At 46.0% G+C, this 15,831-nt stretch carries 19 protein-coding genes; 7 read left to right on the top strand and 12 right to left on the bottom strand.

What is annotated here, in order from left to right; all coding sequences use genetic code 11:
• Positions 1-22: 22 nt before the first annotated feature.
• The gene (locus AC2JC8_RS02820; protein ID WP_484594172.1) at positions 23-226 is read right to left on the bottom strand and encodes a type II toxin-antitoxin system Phd/YefM family antitoxin; all 204 of its coding nucleotides are present in this window, start codon (positions 224-226) and stop codon (positions 23-25) included.
• Between the two features lie 71 nt (positions 227-297).
• Between AC2JC8_RS02820 and AC2JC8_RS02815 the strand changes: the two genes are divergently transcribed.
• Complete coding sequence (locus AC2JC8_RS02815; protein ID WP_484594171.1) at positions 298-540, top strand: hypothetical protein; 243 nt, start codon at positions 298-300, stop codon at positions 538-540.
• 74 nt (positions 541-614) lie between these two features.
• Complete coding sequence (locus tag AC2JC8_RS02810; RefSeq protein WP_484420342.1) at positions 615-785, top strand: hypothetical protein; 171 nt, start codon at positions 615-617, stop codon at positions 783-785.
• A gap of 370 nt (positions 786-1,155) precedes the next feature.
• Here the strand turns inward: AC2JC8_RS02810 and AC2JC8_RS02805 are convergent, their stop codons facing one another.
• Together AC2JC8_RS02805 and AC2JC8_RS02800 are read right to left on the bottom strand one after the other, a co-directional pair.
• The gene (locus AC2JC8_RS02805; RefSeq protein ID WP_484420341.1) at positions 1,156-1,389 is read right to left on the bottom strand and encodes a DUF2811 domain-containing protein; all 234 of its coding nucleotides are present in this window, start codon (positions 1,387-1,389) and stop codon (positions 1,156-1,158) included.
• A 307-nt stretch (positions 1,390-1,696) separates the two neighbouring features.
• Positions 1,697-2,008 carry an MTH1187 family thiamine-binding protein gene (locus AC2JC8_RS02800; protein WP_255133366.1) on the bottom strand — a complete coding sequence of 104 codons (312 nt, stop codon included), beginning with the start codon at positions 2,006-2,008 and terminating at the stop codon, positions 1,697-1,699.
• 126 nt (positions 2,009-2,134) lie between these two features.
• On the opposite strand from AC2JC8_RS02800, the gene AC2JC8_RS02795 reads away from it, so the two are divergent.
• A complete protein-coding gene (locus AC2JC8_RS02795; RefSeq protein WP_484594170.1) occupies positions 2,135-4,018 on the top strand; it encodes an ABC-F family ATP-binding cassette domain-containing protein in 1,884 nt (627 codons plus the stop codon).
• A 392-nt stretch (positions 4,019-4,410) separates the two neighbouring features.
• Here the strand turns inward: AC2JC8_RS02795 and AC2JC8_RS02790 are convergent, their stop codons facing one another.
• Genes AC2JC8_RS02790 through gloB form a run of 3 tightly spaced genes read right to left on the bottom strand, consistent with a single transcriptional unit; the run spans position 4,411 to position 6,021 of the window.
• Complete coding sequence (locus tag AC2JC8_RS02790; RefSeq protein ID WP_484420340.1) at positions 4,411-4,740, bottom strand: DUF805 domain-containing protein; 330 nt, start codon at positions 4,738-4,740, stop codon at positions 4,411-4,413.
• Positions 4,741-4,796: 56 nt separating this feature from the next.
• The gene (locus tag AC2JC8_RS02785) at positions 4,797-5,192 is read right to left on the bottom strand and encodes a RidA family protein (RefSeq protein WP_484420339.1); all 396 of its coding nucleotides are present in this window, start codon (positions 5,190-5,192) and stop codon (positions 4,797-4,799) included.
• 58 nt (positions 5,193-5,250) lie between these two features.
• Complete coding sequence (gene gloB / locus AC2JC8_RS02780) at positions 5,251-6,021, bottom strand: hydroxyacylglutathione hydrolase (protein WP_484594169.1); 771 nt, start codon at positions 6,019-6,021, stop codon at positions 5,251-5,253.
• A 78-nt stretch (positions 6,022-6,099) separates the two neighbouring features.
• Between gloB and hisG the strand changes: the two genes are divergently transcribed.
• The 3 genes from hisG to AC2JC8_RS02765 are packed head-to-tail and all read left to right on the top strand — an operon-like array spanning position 6,100 to position 9,015.
• Positions 6,100-6,744: an ATP phosphoribosyltransferase gene (gene hisG / locus AC2JC8_RS02775; RefSeq protein ID WP_484594174.1), complete on the top strand. Its 645-nt coding sequence runs from the start codon at positions 6,100-6,102 to the stop codon at positions 6,742-6,744.
• Entirely contained in the window at positions 6,741-8,513 is a 1,773-nt protein-coding gene (locus tag AC2JC8_RS02770) for an ABC transporter ATP-binding protein (protein ID WP_484594168.1), read from the top strand. The genes hisG and AC2JC8_RS02770 overlap by 4 nt, the downstream gene beginning before the upstream one ends.
• A 1-nt stretch (position 8,514) precedes the next feature.
• A complete protein-coding gene (locus AC2JC8_RS02765; protein WP_484594167.1) occupies positions 8,515-9,015 on the top strand; it encodes a GNAT family N-acetyltransferase in 501 nt (166 codons plus the stop codon).
• A gap of 9 nt (positions 9,016-9,024) precedes the next feature.
• Here the strand turns inward: AC2JC8_RS02765 and AC2JC8_RS02760 are convergent, their stop codons facing one another.
• From AC2JC8_RS02760 to AC2JC8_RS02750, 3 genes are read right to left on the bottom strand one after another with little or no spacing between them, the layout of a single operon-like run.
• Positions 9,025-9,708: a TIGR04283 family arsenosugar biosynthesis glycosyltransferase gene (locus AC2JC8_RS02760; RefSeq protein ID WP_484594166.1), complete on the bottom strand. Its 684-nt coding sequence runs from the start codon at positions 9,706-9,708 to the stop codon at positions 9,025-9,027.
• Positions 9,701-10,264, bottom strand: a complete 564-nt coding sequence (locus tag AC2JC8_RS02755) for a TIGR04282 family arsenosugar biosynthesis glycosyltransferase (protein WP_484420219.1) — start codon at positions 10,262-10,264, stop codon at positions 9,701-9,703. The genes AC2JC8_RS02760 and AC2JC8_RS02755 overlap by 8 nt, the downstream gene beginning before the upstream one ends.
• On the bottom strand, positions 10,261-11,391 hold the full coding sequence (locus AC2JC8_RS02750) for a trypsin-like peptidase domain-containing protein (RefSeq protein WP_484594165.1): 1,131 nt from the start codon (positions 11,389-11,391) through the stop codon (positions 10,261-10,263). The genes AC2JC8_RS02755 and AC2JC8_RS02750 overlap by 4 nt, the downstream gene beginning before the upstream one ends.
• Before the next feature lie 117 nt (positions 11,392-11,508).
• Here AC2JC8_RS02750 and dnaA point away from each other — a divergent pair, with 117 nt between their 5' ends.
• Complete coding sequence (gene dnaA, locus AC2JC8_RS02745; RefSeq protein WP_484594173.1) at positions 11,509-12,891, top strand: chromosomal replication initiator protein DnaA; 1,383 nt, start codon at positions 11,509-11,511, stop codon at positions 12,889-12,891.
• A 28-nt stretch (positions 12,892-12,919) separates the two neighbouring features.
• Here dnaA and AC2JC8_RS02740 read toward each other — a convergent pair whose 3' ends face one another.
• From AC2JC8_RS02740 to AC2JC8_RS02730, 3 genes are read right to left on the bottom strand one after another with little or no spacing between them, the layout of a single operon-like run.
• Entirely contained in the window at positions 12,920-13,174 is a 255-nt protein-coding gene (locus AC2JC8_RS02740) for a 4a-hydroxytetrahydrobiopterin dehydratase (RefSeq protein WP_484400474.1), read from the bottom strand.
• Between the two features lie 10 nt (positions 13,175-13,184).
• On the bottom strand, positions 13,185-14,324 hold the full coding sequence (locus tag AC2JC8_RS02735; protein WP_295533457.1) for a CO2 hydration protein: 1,140 nt from the start codon (positions 14,322-14,324) through the stop codon (positions 13,185-13,187).
• Positions 14,324-15,829, bottom strand: coding sequence for an NADH-quinone oxidoreductase subunit M (locus AC2JC8_RS02730; protein ID WP_295474147.1), 1,506 nt, complete (start codon positions 15,827-15,829; stop codon positions 14,324-14,326). The genes AC2JC8_RS02735 and AC2JC8_RS02730 overlap by 1 nt, the downstream gene beginning before the upstream one ends.
• Positions 15,830-15,831 lie beyond the last annotated feature (2 nt).

Here is a 15,831-nt window from a genome sequence, read left to right as displayed (position 1 = left end):
GTCACAAAAAAGGATCACCAGCTCAACCCCGATCCTCAATCACGATGTCGCTGAGTAACTTCCCTTGCCCCCGCAACTTCACGGGAGGTGGCAAGTTGGGCTTCTCACCGTTCCAGCTGATCAGTCCCGCATCAATCGCTTTTTGCAGCAGGCTGGTTAACCCTGAATCCACTGGCTTCACAGCAGTGATGCGGGCGATGGGTTTGCGGTGGGAGGTGACCTCCACAACTTCTCCAGCCTGCGCGCGCGCTAGCTATTCGGAAAGGTGGGTTTTTAGATCCCGCACCAACACCTGGCTTGCGACCACTTCGGACGCTTCTAATCCTCTATTCGCGACCACTTGAGCCACCTCCCACCACCTCTACACCTTTGTTTTTTGGGCTCGCTGCAACTGCTTTAAAGCTGCTTTCAATGGGTGATGTCGACACCATTCGCGTTACTACTCCTAGCGGCACAAACAAAACCACAGTGCGTTTGGCTTGTATTGATGCACCAGAAACAAACCAAACAATGGTGGCCTCGATTATTGAGGTTCGGTAGTGGTGCGGCTTTCCGCCTCGCGTTCAACCAGACGAGATAGCGATTATTAATGGGTTCAAATTGCAACGCCAAAAATGACTACCGAAATCCGCAATTGGGTCACCGTTGCTAATGCCATGGAAGCACAAGGTGCAACGAGCAGCCTGATGTATATCAGAGCAAAAGCGCTTGCCAATGGGGAAGTTGATCCATTACCAACAAGCTATCCCCCAGCGCCTTTTACAATTTCAGAAGTTCAACATTAAATATCTCTGAGTTCCTATAGCCCTGTACTAACAGGGCTATCTATCTACCCCTAAAAACATGTCTAACCATCGACTTTCAATAGAACAAAAGTTTCGTCTCGAAGCAGCATTCCGTGAGATCGACAACTGCAACAGCATTGAAACTCTTCGCGAGGTTACCAAGCAGATTATTACCTCTGAAGAAAATGAAAAAGCTTATGTTCGCGAAGTAATAACGCATATGAGAAAGGAGTTAGAGGTAGAAATATTTAAAAAATATCACACAGGCACTAGCTAATAGCTCCGTTGGCATTCCAAGTCAAAATGCCAATATCTATTAACGTATTCTAGTTAAGTAAGAGAAAAAATCAAGAGCAAAATAAATCTATTTTCAAGCTTTAATTACTCCTGGTCTTTGAAATAATCCATTCAAATAATGCTGAACTACTGCTGGTTCTTTGCATCCCTGCTGAAAAAGAAACCCCGCTACCGCTGATTGCATCAAACGGTATTGATCCCATTCTGGATGTGCACTGATAAACCCAACCATTGCCAAAAATAAATCCTCTGGAAATTGGTTTTCCACACTCACTTGCGTTGTGATCAAGTCTGCGCCTTCACCCATTCAGCTTTCTTCTTGCCTGAACACCCATAAGGCCACAACAGGGGCCCACAAGTCAAAGAAGATTCCAAAAGCCAACACAAGCCTTAAATTAAACAAAAATCCAGTAGCAGCAACAGGTTTCAGTATCAAGCAATGAAATCGCAAGCAGGTCCCGCCCGATCGCTATGGGCTGTCAAGCGGAAAACCTTTTTCCCTGATGTTTCCTGCAACACCATGCCCCAGTTAAACAAAACACTAAAAAGGTTGTGGAAAACCGGTGGGAAACTATTTGTTGCCTGTTGAAAAATGCTCAGTTCAGTAGTGCTGATCAATCCAGATCAGCATTCAGTAAGGCCTCAACACTTGCCACTTTTTGCTCCAAGGTTTGATCACGATCAATGCGTGTATTTACGTTCAAAGAGCTAAATAAACGTGCACAACCCATGGCATGGAGTTGTTCATGGCAATTGCGGATCGCCAAAAACACCTGATCCCACTCCCCTTCGATGGCAGTGCCATTGGGATGAAGTTGGATTTTTAAACCTGCTGCTGTGAGCACTCGCTCACATGTGGCGATGAAAGGCGCAAGATTCACACCAACACCCACTGGTACTACACACAAATCCACAATTACCTTCATGGACCACTGCCGATGCAACAACATCATGGCAACACCCCATGACAGGCTCAAGGCAGTAGCAGCAAAACACTGATCAGTCTTCAAAACGTAGAAAAGGACTATGGGGTAAAAACCTTGCTCGACAAGGTGAACCTCGAAGTAGGTCCGAAAGAACGTATGGGGCTGATCGGCACCAACGGTTCAGGTAAATCCACCCTGATGCGCTTGATGGCTGGTCTTGAACCACCAGGGGCTGGAACGGTGCAAATAAATCCCCGCAGCCGCGTGATTTATGTAGATCAAAATCCAAGCCTGGATCCAGATCGCACAGTGTTAGAGCAAGTTTTCGCAGACAGCGGCGAAAAAATGCAACTGGTAAAACGCTATGAAGATGTAACACTGCAATTGCAGGCAGATCCTGAAAGTAACAGTCTTCTCGCTGAACTCGGCAGCCTTAGTGGCCGGATGGATCAATTAAATGCATGGGAATTAGAACGGCAATGTCATGAGGTATTAAGCCGTTTAGGTATTGATGATCCCCAACGCAAAGTGGGTGAACTTTCGGGCGGTTACCGCAAACGCTTAGCACTGGCAGCAGCACTTGTAGCCGAACCGGATGGCCTGCTATTAGATGAACCCACAAACCATCTCGATGCCGTTGCAACAGAATGGTTACAGGGATTTTTGGTCCGCTTTCCGGGAGCCCTAGTTCTAATCACCCACGATCGATATTTTCTTGAAAAAGTAACAAATACTATTGTTGAATTAGAAGCAGGTAAATTAAAACGTTATCCTGGTAATTATGGGGCTTATCTAGATCTTAAGAACCAAGAAGATATCGCTGATGCCGCTCAGCAACGGGCTTATCGATCAGTTATGCGTCGCGAAATGGAATGGCTAAGAAGAGGGCCAAAAGCTCGTAGCACAAAACAAAAAGCACGCATCCAACGCATTGAAGAAATGCAGGAACAAACATTTAGACCAGTGAAGGTAAAACTAGAAATGGCAAGCGCTGGAAGGCGCCTGGGCAAAACAGTTATTGAAATAGAAAATCTTCACCGAAATATTGGCGATCGTAAATTAATTAGTGATTTCAGCTATAGCTTCTCGCCAGAGGACCGCGTTGGCTTTATCGGCCCTAATGGAATTGGTAAATCAACATTGCTAGATCTAATTAATGGGCGCCAGCAACCTGATTCAGGCTTGGTGCAACGGGGTGAAACAGTTGTTATTGGCTGCTTTGATCAACATTCAGAAGAGTTATCTAATGAATTAAAAGTAATTGAGGTTATCAAGGAAGTTGCAGAGCGGATAGATCTTGGCCAAGGGGAATTTCTATCCGCATCTCAATTATTAGAGCGCTTCTTATTTCCGCCAGCTCAACAATATAGCCCAGTATCAAAGCTATCTGGCGGCGAAAAACGTCGATTGCACCTATGCCGCCTATTAATGGCAGCACCAAATGTTTTACTTCTTGATGAACCAACAAATGATCTTGATATTCATACCCTAGGTGTATTGGAAGATTACATCGAAGATTTTCGTGGCTGCGTAATAATTGTTTCCCACGATCGTTATTTCTTAGATCGCACAATCGATCGCCTATTTTGCTTCCAACCTGGCGGCATCTTGGAAAGATTTGAAGGTAATTACAGCGAATGGCTTGAACATCAACAACAGCTGCAACAGCTGCAACAGAAAAAAATTACATCTACAGCAGCACCTACAGCAGGATTACTAGTAACATCTGGCACCACTGCAAACAATTCTTCAAAAACAGATATAAAAACAAAAGCAGATATAAAAACAAAAGCAGCTCGAAAACGCAGTTATAAAGAACAACGTGAGTTAAATGAATTAGATAATACCCTGCCGAATTTAGAACTAGAAAAAATGGCTCTGGAAGCAAAACTGCTCACAGCGAACTATGCAGATATTGAAAATCTCACCACACAACTTGCAGCTCTCTGCGAACGTATCAGTCAGGGGGAGGAGCGCTGGCTTCTACTCAGTTCCCTAGAAGCTGAATAGGTGCTAATATTGAGACAATTTTTTTTTGAATTTAATGTCTAACAATTCTGCTGATTACTCTAAGGGAAAATTTCGCAAAATAAATTAATAAAAATATTAAATAAATTTATGCATAGTAGCTGCCACAATCTGCTTTGGCTTTCTTAGTACAAGCTTAAAAGTAAGCGCCCAAGAATATAACCGTTTGCCCTCATCAGACAATTCCCAATATTCTCAATGTATAGCTTATATAAATGGCAAACGAAAGCCGCCGCATGGTGCACCTGTGCTTGGAATGAAACCCCAGAAGATTTCAGAGGCAATCTTGGTCAATATGCAGAATCCAATAAAGGGAAAGCCCTTATGAAAACCTGTGATCAATATTCAAACTGGGGTTCTTAATAAATTTAGTTTTAAGCAGGGATTGAAGGTTGGCAATATAAAACCAGCAGCCAAATCGATCCAATAACAGGGATCAAACCAATAAATACCCAAGCCCATGCTTTACCAGCATCGCGCAATCTACGAATAACTAGTGAAATCCCTGGAATGATAGTTGCAATTGTATAAAGCGTTGTTAATGCGCCAAAAACAGAAACTTGGCTTGAAAGAATCGCAAGAATAATAGTTATTATGAAATTATCAAGAAATGCATACCAGAAAACATTCCTTGTGCTTTTGCCGGAAAAGTCAAAAGCACGCGTCCAAAAAGCCTGATAAGCGGCAATCATTGGTTCAATCACTGTGAAAAATTCAAGGACAATTTAATATAACTGTTTAAGCACCTAGGGTCAAATTTTCATAATAAAGCAATGCAATCAATCTCAACTCTTGCTCCTTTGGGTAATGCTGCCACTTGTACGCATGCACGCGCGGGTGATACACCTGTCGAAAAAACTTCAGCATAAATATCATTCACAAGCTTGAAATCAGCTAGATCCACCAAAAAAACTGTTGTGCGCACCACCCGTTCTGCTGAACAGCCAGCAGCAGTTAAAACCGCCTGCAAATTAGTAAACACCTGGCGTGTTTCTAATTCCACATCACCACCACCCACCATTGCACCTGTTGCTGGATCAAGGGCAATTTGCCCGGAGCAAAAAAGCAGCCCCCCAGCCTTCACAGCTTGGTTATACGGACCCACCGGAGCTGGAGCTTGGCCTGTTTGCACCGCTTCAATTTGCTGCTGATCCATCGCTGTTGTTGCAAACCAGAGCAATTCTCACAGCAAACAAGGAATCTGATCCAAAAAATTAAAACTGATCTTTACGGAGGCGAATTTCAGCTAGCACTGCTGCTGGATCCTCAAAACCAGTAATCGCTTGCAGTTCTTTTTGATCGCAACGCATAAATGGATTGGTTGCTAACTCCAATTCAATACTGCTGGGCACAGTTGCAATACCCCTTGCCCGCAAATCCTGCACCTGTTGCAAACGTTGTTTAAGAGCTTCATTATCTAGCTCCTGGCTAACTGCAAAACGTAAATTTGCCTCTGTGTATTCGTGGGCGCACCAAACCCGGGTATTGCCAGGTAAGGCCGCAAATTGCTGTAAAGAGTTCCACATCTGCGCTGCTGTGCCTTCAAATAAGCGGCCGCAACCACCGGCAAATAAAGTATCTCCACAAAATAATTCAGGCCCTTCTGTATCGGTGGGAGGCAGGTAAAACGCAATATGGGCCCTTGTATGACCTGGCACCTCTAACACCTGCATAGAACGGCCAAATAGATTCAAAGCATCGCCTGTAACTAATCCACGAGTTTGCAAAGGAATTCGCTCGCGATCTGAAGCTGCAGCCCACACCTCAGCAGCAGGCCACTGCTGCAGTAATTGGGGTGTGCCGCCGATGTGATCACTGTGGTGATGTGTGTGCAAAATCAAAGCCAAATTCAGCCCCCTGCTTGTAAGCAGTTGCTGCACCGGCTCTGCTATTGCAGGATCCACAACTGCGGCGCGCTTATCTGCTGCTACCACTACGAATATGTAGTTGTCGCGTAGCACTGGTACACGCAGGATTTCAAGCATTACAACAGCTTCATTGCAGTTAGTTTGACGCCACAGGCCAGTGCTGGTGACTACAGTTTCGATTGGTTAGTAGCAATCATGATCACTGTTGCCCTTCCAAAAGGGGCACTGCTGGGAGATTCGGTAGCTCGTTTTGCCGCGGCAGGCCTTGATTTCAGTGCCATCACCAACCCCGATAACCGTTTATTGATGGTGCCAAGCGCCTGCGGAAATGCACGGGCCCTGCTTGTTCGAAATGGTGATGTGCCGGTTTATGTGGCCTATGGCCAAGCGCAACTTGGAGTTGTGGGTTACGACGTGTTGCAGGAGCAGCAACGCAATGTTGCCCAGCTGCTTGATCTTGGTTTTGGTGGTTGCCGCATGGCAGTGGCGGTAAAAGAATCCAGCCCTTACCGCTGTGCCGCCGACCTCCCCGCCCATTGCCGCGTAGCAAGCAAATTCACCCGTTGCGCCTCCGAATTTTTTGAAAAACTTGATCTACCAATAGATCTAATCCATCTCACCGGATCGGTTGAGCTGGGGCCCCTCACTGGTATTTCAGAAGCGATCGTGGATCTTGTTGCCACCGGCCGCACCCTTAAAGACAACGGCCTAATTGCAATTGAAGATCTCTTTTTCAGCACTGCGCGTCTTGTTGCTAATCCCCTTTCGCTACGCCTTGATAACGGCCAGCTGCAGGATCTAGTGGATGCAATGGCTGCTATTGAACAAAAAAATCCATGAAGGATTTGGCCCGGCTGCAACGCCTGTTGCCATATCTCGCCCGGGATAGAAGGCGCCTAATAATTGCACTAATTCTGCTGTTACCAGTGGCGGCAGCCGGTGCAGTGCAACCACTTTTGGTGGGGCAAGTAATTTCTGTTCTGCGCGCTGAACCCTCCTGGTGGTGGCTGGAAGCGATGCCGATGGCTCTAGCAATTCGCTGGTTAATAGGGCTATTGCTGGTGGCAGTATTAATACGGCTGGCTTTGCAGGGTAGCCAGAGTCTTTTAGTGCAAACCATCGGCCAACGGCTTACAGCTCAATTAAGAATTGATTTATTTAGCCATAGTCTCAACCTCTCATTAAGATTCCACGACCGCACCCCCGTTGGGAAATTAATAACAAGGCTCACAAATGATGTAGATGCGTTAGCGGAAGTTTTTGGCTCTGGCGCAATTGGCGTGTTAGCAGATATTGTTACTTTTGTGGTAATTGCAACATTAATGCTATCTATAAATCGCCCTTTAGGATTTCTCCTGCTTGCCTTGCAAGTGCCTATTACTTTGCTTGTGATCAGTTTGCAGCAACGCTACCGGAAAGCAAATTACAGAGTAAGGGAAGAACTCGGGCAATTAAATTCTGATCTTCAGGAGAATCTTCAAGGTCTTGAGGTGGTGCAAATGTTTAGACGCGAAAATCTCAATAGTAAGAAATTTGCAATAACCAATGCCAAATATCGCCGAGCGGTAGATGGCACGATTTTTTATGACAGCGCAATTTCCTCACTACTTGAATGGATTTCACTTGCAGCTGTTTCTTTAGTTCTTGCGATAGGAGGACATCTGGTTACATCGGGAGCGATGGGGCTCGGTGTGCTAACAACCTTCATTCTTTTTTCGCAAAGATTATTTGATCCCTTGCGGCAGTTAGCGGAAAGATTTACGCAAATTCAAGCGGGTTTAACCGCCGTGGAGCGTATAGACGAATTACTAGATCAACCCCTAGATATTCAAAATGCAACAACATTTACAGTATCTAATCAACCAAAATTAGGGGAGGTAATTTTTGAAGACGTTTGTTTTGCTTACAGAGATGATGAACCAATTCTGCAACATATAAATATGCATATTGCCCCAGGTGAGCACGTTGCTCTGGTGGGCCCCACCGGTTCTGGTAAAACAACCGTCATTAGGCTTTTATGTCGCCTTTACGAGCAGCAGCAGGGCAGAATATTGCTGGACGGGATTGATATTCGTGGAATACAAATTGCAGAATTAAGAAAACGCTTAGGTGTTGTGTTGCAGGACACATTTTTATTTAGTGGTAATGTCGAAAATAATTTAAAACTTGATACCAACATTACTAGGCCTGAACTTGAAAAGCTATGCAATGATTTGGGCCTTTCGCCATTATTAGAACGCTTACCAAATGGATTAGATACATCGCTAAGAGAAAGGGGTGGTAATTTAAGTTCCGGTGAAAGGCAACTATTAGCTATCGCCCGTGTTGCTTTACGCAACCCTTCAATATTGATAATGGATGAGGCCACTGCATTTCTAGATCCCAGCACAGAAGCAACATTGCAGCGGGATCTGGGTCGCTTATTAACAAATCGCACTGCCATAGTAATCGCCCACCGCCTCGCCACCGTAGAAGCAAGTGATCGCATCCTGGTATTAAAAAGAGGACGGGTAGTAGAAGAAGGCAACCATACAGATTTGCGGGCAAAGGGTGGTCTTTATGCCCAGCTTGCAGATCTCCAAGAGAAGGGTCTTGCGAGCCTTTATTAATATGGAGCCAACAGAATCATCAGAGGCCATTCTTAATAAATTTTATGGGAATGAGTGGCGCGAATTAGATAGTAGTAATGAAAGATTGCGCTTAATTGCAAGTTTTGATCGTGAGATTGATCTTGTGGAATTAGAGCAACTTTGTGATGCAGTTGGATGGTGCAGAAGGCCGCAACGGCGGGTGCGAACAGCGTTGGAAAATTCGCTACTAGTTATTGGTTTATGGCGCCATGATCAACGCTTTCCCCGTTTAATTGGTTTTGCCCGTTGCACTGGCGATGGTGTTCTTGATGCCACCATTTGGGATCTTGCAATTCACCCGCTCTATCAACGCAGCGGGCTTGGCAAAGGTTTAATGCTGGTGTTATTAGAACGCTTGAGACGTATGGAAGTTGAAAAAATAACTCTTTTTGCAGATGCCCAAGCGGTTCGTTTTTATTTATCACAAGGCTGGGATCTTGAACCGCAGGGTAACCGTTGCGTATTTTGGTATGCCAGGTAAATATAATATTTAGTAGCGCTTAGCTAATAATTCAGAATCCACCCCACGGCGCCAGGCCGCCCGTAATTTTGCATTGCGCCAACAACTGCGCCATACCCCCAAGTGTTGCCAGCGTCTACCACTAACCGTGATCGCTGCTGGTGCTATCACCACATGGCCATGCCGTTGTAAGCGCTGCACCAGATCAAGATCTTCCATTAATGGAATCGGTTGAAAACCTCCCACGAGCCCATAGGTTTGTTTTGTTATTGCTAAGCCTTGATCGCCATAGGGAAGTTCACGCCAGCTACTGCGCAATTGCACAAAGAATTCCAGTAGGCGCAGGCGCCATCCCGCAGCCTGCACCTTTAAACGAAAGGCAGCAGCAATCACACCTGGTTTTTCTAAACAATTAGCCAGCAGCCCACTCCAACCTTCCGGTAAACGGGCATCAGCATGGACAAACAACAAATGGCTGCCCCTTGCTTGCAATGCGCCATGGACTAATTGAGCACCCCGATTGGCAAAACTAAATCTCAATAGTTTGGCCCCCATCAAAAGGGCTAATTCGCAACTGCCATCACTGCTGCCGCCATCCACCACAAGCAATTCACCCACATCCTGCAACTGAGCCAAAAGGCCACCAAGCAACTCCACTTCATTCAGCACTGGAATCACCACACTCCAGTTATCTAAATTTTTGGAGTCAATCATCAAGCCAAGGAGCCATATCGCCCACATCATCTATATCGGAGCGATATTGCAAAAGCTTTGCTCTAAGACCTATGCCATTAGCTCGAGCGATGGTTTCAGTTAACACTCCAGCACCACCCCAACAAATACCACTAAACAAAGAGCCATTGGGGCGGTTTAAACCCACTAACCAATAACCACCATCTAAAGCTGGTCCTAAGACCAAATCACAGTGATCTAAATATGCGTATGCGTTTGCTAGATCACTAACGCTGAGCTGGGGTAAATCACTACCGATCAGCACCACCCGAGAGGCACCGGAATTGAATGCGCGGCTGAATTGTCGTTGCATGCGCAAACCAAGGCCACCAATACCCTGGGCTGGCCCCATCGCTAAGAGCACCGTTGAATTTGCACTTATTTCACGCCATGCTTTCGCTATTGCCATGGTGTGGGCCAACAGCTTTGCTTGAACCCTGGCGGCAGCAAGGGCACCAATAGCAACAGCCAAGCGCCTCTTACATCTCCCCGGTGCCGGCAAGCGCGCCAGTACAACCAATACCAGCTTTTGTTTCACCCCTGGGGCCGTGGTAATTCAATCGGTTTTAGCTTTAAAACCTGGGTTTTACCTTGACGTTCCACAGTTATTAGCAACTCACGATCCACCTGGCCCCCTTCTACCGCCAACTGCACATCGGAAGGGCTCTTAACCGCCTGATCGGCCACTTTTAAAATCAAGTCGCAACTGCGAATCCCCCCGCGGGCAGCAGGGCTGTTTTGCACCACATCCACCACCACCACAGAATTACGTTCAGGCAATTTGCAGTTATTACCCGTGGCATTCACCTCCCTTGCAAGTTGTGGTGTGATCGCCTGTAATTTCACCCCTAAGTAAGGATGGCTAGCCCTACCCCCCTCCAAAATTTGTTGCGCAACAGTTTTTGCTTTATTTATTGGTATCGCAAAACTCAAACCTGCCCCTGGCGCTTGTCTAATTGCTGTATTAATTCCAATTACCTGGCCCCGATCGTTTATTAAAGGGCCGCCGCTATTGCCTGGATTAACCGCTGCGTCGGTTTGGATGTAGGCCACCCGCTGGCCTCCACCAAGGGCATCAGTTCGAGCTGTAGCACTCACGATTCCAAGCGTTACGGTGTTATCAAGGCCAAGGGGATTACCTATGGCAATCGCCCATTCGCCTGGGCGCACTGAAGCTGAGTTTCCTAGTGGCGCCACAGGTAACCCTTGGGCTGCCACCTTCACCACCGCAACATCGGTTAGGGGATCAGCGCCAAGCACCTTGCCCGGAAAACTGCGGCCATCAGGAAGGGTTACGGCCACACTGCCCGCCCCTTCCACTACATGGGCATTGGTTAATAAAAGCCCATCCGAACGTGTAATAAAACCTGAACCGAGGCCCTGTTGCTGCTGCGATGGGGGACCCATGCCAAAAATGCCGCCGATCGGGTTTGTTACTTCTTTCTTGATATCAATCCGCACCACCGCCGGCCCCACCTTGGCAACAGCATCAGCAACAAAACTGCTGCCCAAAGCAATTGGCGCCGAGGAAGGCCCATCACTGAGCTGAGGTGTCTTAACAGGGTTGCTGTTACGCCATAAGCCGCCACAGCCGCCCAGCAAGATCAATAAGCCCAGGGGTAGCAGGGAATTAGGGACGCAACGCAAGCGAAAATTGCTGGACAAGGTGAATTTTGGTAATTGATGCATGAACGAAGTATCGCGCTAAGCAGTAGAAGCTGCCTGCTGCCCCTATATTCGGCATTCGGTACCGGTTGGATCAGTTTTCGCCAAGTGACAGCCATACCTTTACCAGAACTGGATTTATGGGAAGTAGTGCAGAAGGAACTGCACGGAAATCTCAGTAAACCAACCTTTGAAACCTGGATTCGTCCGGTGCGTTGCCTTGCAGTTTCTGGCGACACCTTACAAATTGAAGCGCCAAACCCTTTTGCCTCTGGTTGGTTGCAACGCAACTACCTAAACCTAATAACTGAATTAGCAAGCGCCCATAGCGGTAGGGCGATGCAGGTGATCATTACCAGCGCCAATGATCCCGGCGGGTCTCCCTTACCAGCAACTAATTACAAAGAACTGAAAGTTGCACCGCAAAGCCAGCCGCCAGTAGCTGTTGCAACACCAGCCACACGCTTGAAAGCAAACTTAAATCCTCGCTACAGCTTTCAACGTTTTGTGGTGGGTCCCAATAGCCGGATGGCCCATGCCGCTGCTCTAGCTGTAGCCGAATCACCAGGACGTGAATTTAATCCTCTTTTTCTTTGTGGTGGGGTGGGGCTTGGTAAAACCCACCTAATGCAAGCCATCGGCCATTACAGAGTTGAGATCGATCCCGCTGCCCGAGTTTTTTATGTTTCAACAGAAACATTTACAAATGATTTAATACTTGCAATCCGTAAAGATGGAATGCAGGCTTTCCGGGATAGATATCGCGCCTGCGACTTAATCTTAGTTGATGATATCCAATTCATAGAAGGCAAGGAATACACTCAAGAAGAATTCTTTCATACTTTTAATGCTTTACATGAAGCAGGCCGGCAGATAGTTATTGCCAGTGATCGCCCACCAAGCCAAATTCAACGCCTTCAAGAACGATTGATATCAAGATTTTCAATGGGGTTAATTGCAGATATCCAAACTCCAGATCTTGAAACTCGTATGGCAATCTTACACAAAAAAGCAGAGCAAGAACAGATGAGCTTACCGAGAGAATTAATCCAATATTTAGCTGCGCGTTTCACCTCAAATATCCGCGAACTAGAGGGTGCGCTCACAAGAGCTGTGGCATTTGCATCAATTACTGGATTACCAATGACCGTGGAATCTGTGGCTCCACTATTGGGATCATCACTGCCGGAAGGAGATATAAATCCAAAATTAGTACTTGAAAAAGTAGCAGAAGTTTTTGGTGTAAGCACCATTGAGATGTGTAGTAGTAGTCGTAAAAAAGCAGTGAGCCAAGCTCGGCAGGTAGGTATGCATTTAATGCGTCAATGCACAAATTTAAGCTTACCAAAAATCGGCGATCAATTTGGCGGAAAAGATCACACTACTGTTATGTATGCAGTTCAACAAATAGATAAAAAGCTTGCAATCGATCCAAATCTTGCCAATCAAATACAACAGGTAAAAGATTTAATGCAAATAGACTCACGGCGGCGCCATTAGCCAATATTTTATTAAAAAAATAAATAAATTAAACTAATTTGTCGATACTTGCCGCAAAGATATGATCAACTTCTGTGATTGCCGAGCCTTCCAATTCAGCCCTCAAAGTAATATTTACGTAGGTACGACCAAAGCTAATATCTGGAAACCTTGCCTCCTTTTCGCAAAAATCATTTAAACGATCAAGAAAATCACGATTACTGGCGTAATCGTTAAATTCGAGCCGCCGCTCAAGCCACTCAACTCGATCCGGCTTTGGTCTTGGCGTCCATTGATGCTTCATAACAAGAACCTTAAACGGCGAGGCAATCAGTGCGCCCCTGCGAAAGTCTCTTGGCCCAGGCGTCTGCATACGCTTCATCAGCAGCTAGTTGATCAGCAGTGGTGCCTGCTAGCCCGTGGGGGAAAGTACCTGCGATGGCAGCATTCGTAACGCAAAACATGGATTTTTGAAAACTGCGGCAGATTTTCACCCGCACATCACCTTCTCCTCGGGTGCGATTTTGATAAAGGAGATCCAAGCGCTTGGGCAAATGGCGATACATATCTTGCATTAACAAACTTGGTGGTATTCCCGCTCCCATAGTTGGTAGGGGATCTGCATAAAGGGCCCCATAACAAAATTGAGCCTGATCTGGAGAGATCTGCTGAGCCTGTGCATTAAACGAAACTGTGCCCAAAAATGGGGTGCCGCGCAAAAACACAGCTTCTACATATGGCACTGCCACGTCAGCCAGAAAAGTAAGGCCCGCTTCAGGCGGTAATATCCAAAAATGTTTATTACCAAGCTTTACGCCGTAGCTAATTGGATTACCAGCAGCAGCCACTAAACCAGCTTTTATAAAATCCACCACATCCGAAATTGAGCACACTCGTTTATCAGCTTCAGCATCAGCAAGGTCGATAAAAAGATCGCTCATTACACGCCAGAATTGGCCTAATGCATGGGTGGTTGCAGCTGTTCGAATTAATTCAGGTAAAAACTGAGGGAACAGAGGATGCAACAAACCCAATAGAGGATCACGGCGCTTTACTTGAATGATAGCTGCGATATTTTCTATAAATGCGGCGCTATCAAAATAAGCATCCATCCCACCCGTACCGTGCCAAAGCATTGCCTTCATGCAATATTCAGCATATTCAAAGTTAATGCGGTCATGGCAAAGATGCCGCCAAATTTTTGCAAAAGATTTATCTCCATCTAAATATTTAAACAAAGGAAAAGGAACTAGAAATTGGCTTTCCGCTTGATAAATTAAGTTTTTACTGTAAGCATCAAGCACTTCCCCATAGCTTTTAAGCACATCAACTACTTCAACAACATGTGTTTCGCTTTCAGCAAGTAAAGTTTGATTTGCAAGTAATTTAGCCTTCAAATCAAGCGCGGAGGGCACCTCAGAAAAACTAACTAGTTCAGATGGGATAATTGGCATTAGCCTGCTCCTGAAAACAATTGGGCCATAGCGCCGGTGGCGGCATCACTAATACCACCAAGCCCAGCAGGTATAAGGCCAAGAGCAATCACTGCTATTGCAAGAGCTAGTGCAGGAATTGTTTCCCGCGGAGCTACAGGAGCTAGCTGCACATCTAATCGTTTTTGGATGGCTGGATCTTCCTCAGGGGTAATTGCTAAACGGCCAAAAAATGCGCGGTTAACAAGTAAGAGAAAATAAACAGCCGTTAAACCTGATCCCACCATACATAGCAAAGTAGCTAAAGGATAAATTTGAATACTGCCCCTAAACACAAGGAACTCAGAGATAAAGCCAGCCATTCCCGGCAGCCCAGCACTAGCCATAACTCCAAGGATCATTAATGTGCCGGTGAAAGGCAAACCCAGTTCTGGATTTAGTAAACCCCGCAATACTTCAAGGTCGCGAGTGCCTGTTTTGCGATAAACAACTCCCACCAACAAAAACAAAAGGGCAGAGATTAAACCGTGGCTCACCATTTGAAATACTGCACCCATCAAAGCAACCGGTGTTGCAGCTGCAGCCGCGAGAAGCACATAACCCATATGACCAACTGAGCTAAATGCCACCATGCGTTTCATATCTCGCTGAGCAATTGCTGCAAGTGATCCATATAAAACTGAAATAGCGGCCCAAATCGCCATCGCAGGAGCAAGCACAGCCCAAGCATCAGGAAACATACCTAAGCCAAAACGCAACAGGCCATAAGTTCCAAGTTTCAACAACACTCCAGCTAGCAAAACCGAAACCGGTGTAGAAGCTTGGGTGTGTGCATCTGGCAGCCAACTATGGAATGGCACAAGCGGAATCTTGATGCCAAAACCCACCAACAAGCAACCGAGCAAAATCAATTGGCTGCCCATGCCAATCCGCTCGGTTACTAGCGGGCTCAAACTAAAATCAACACTGCCATTAATAAAGGCGAGGCCTAGGAAAGCAGCTAAAATTAAAACACCTGATACAGCAGTAAATAATAAAAATTTTGTTGCAGCATACACCCTTTGGGTGCCGCCCCAAATTAATATTAGGAGCCACAATGGAATCAACTCAAGTTCATAAAAGATCAAGAAAAACAAAAGATTATTAGCAACAAATGCTCCATTAACAGCGAAGCTGATTAATAAAATTAAAGCAAAATAAAGCCGCGGTCTCTCACTTAATTCTCTTGTGCAAACCGCTGCCACAAGAGTAAGTGCGGCATTGAGAAGCACCAGTGGCAATGAAAGCCCATCTATCCCCAATTCGTAGCGCAAACCCAAACGCTCTACCCAGCTAAATGATTCCTGCAACTGCATTCCAGGCAGCTCAAGATCAAAGGCAAAAAGTAGTCTTATACTCCATAACAATTGCAATACCAACACCACAATTGCAATACTGCGCATGCGTGTTGGCGCTAACTCGCTAGGCAAAAGCAAGAAGAGCAGGGCTCCAAAAAGAGGAATCAATAGCAGGATAGATAGCATCATTT

The organism is Synechococcus sp., assembly GCF_982614295.1.
This window is presented reverse-complemented; position numbering and strand designations above follow the sequence as displayed.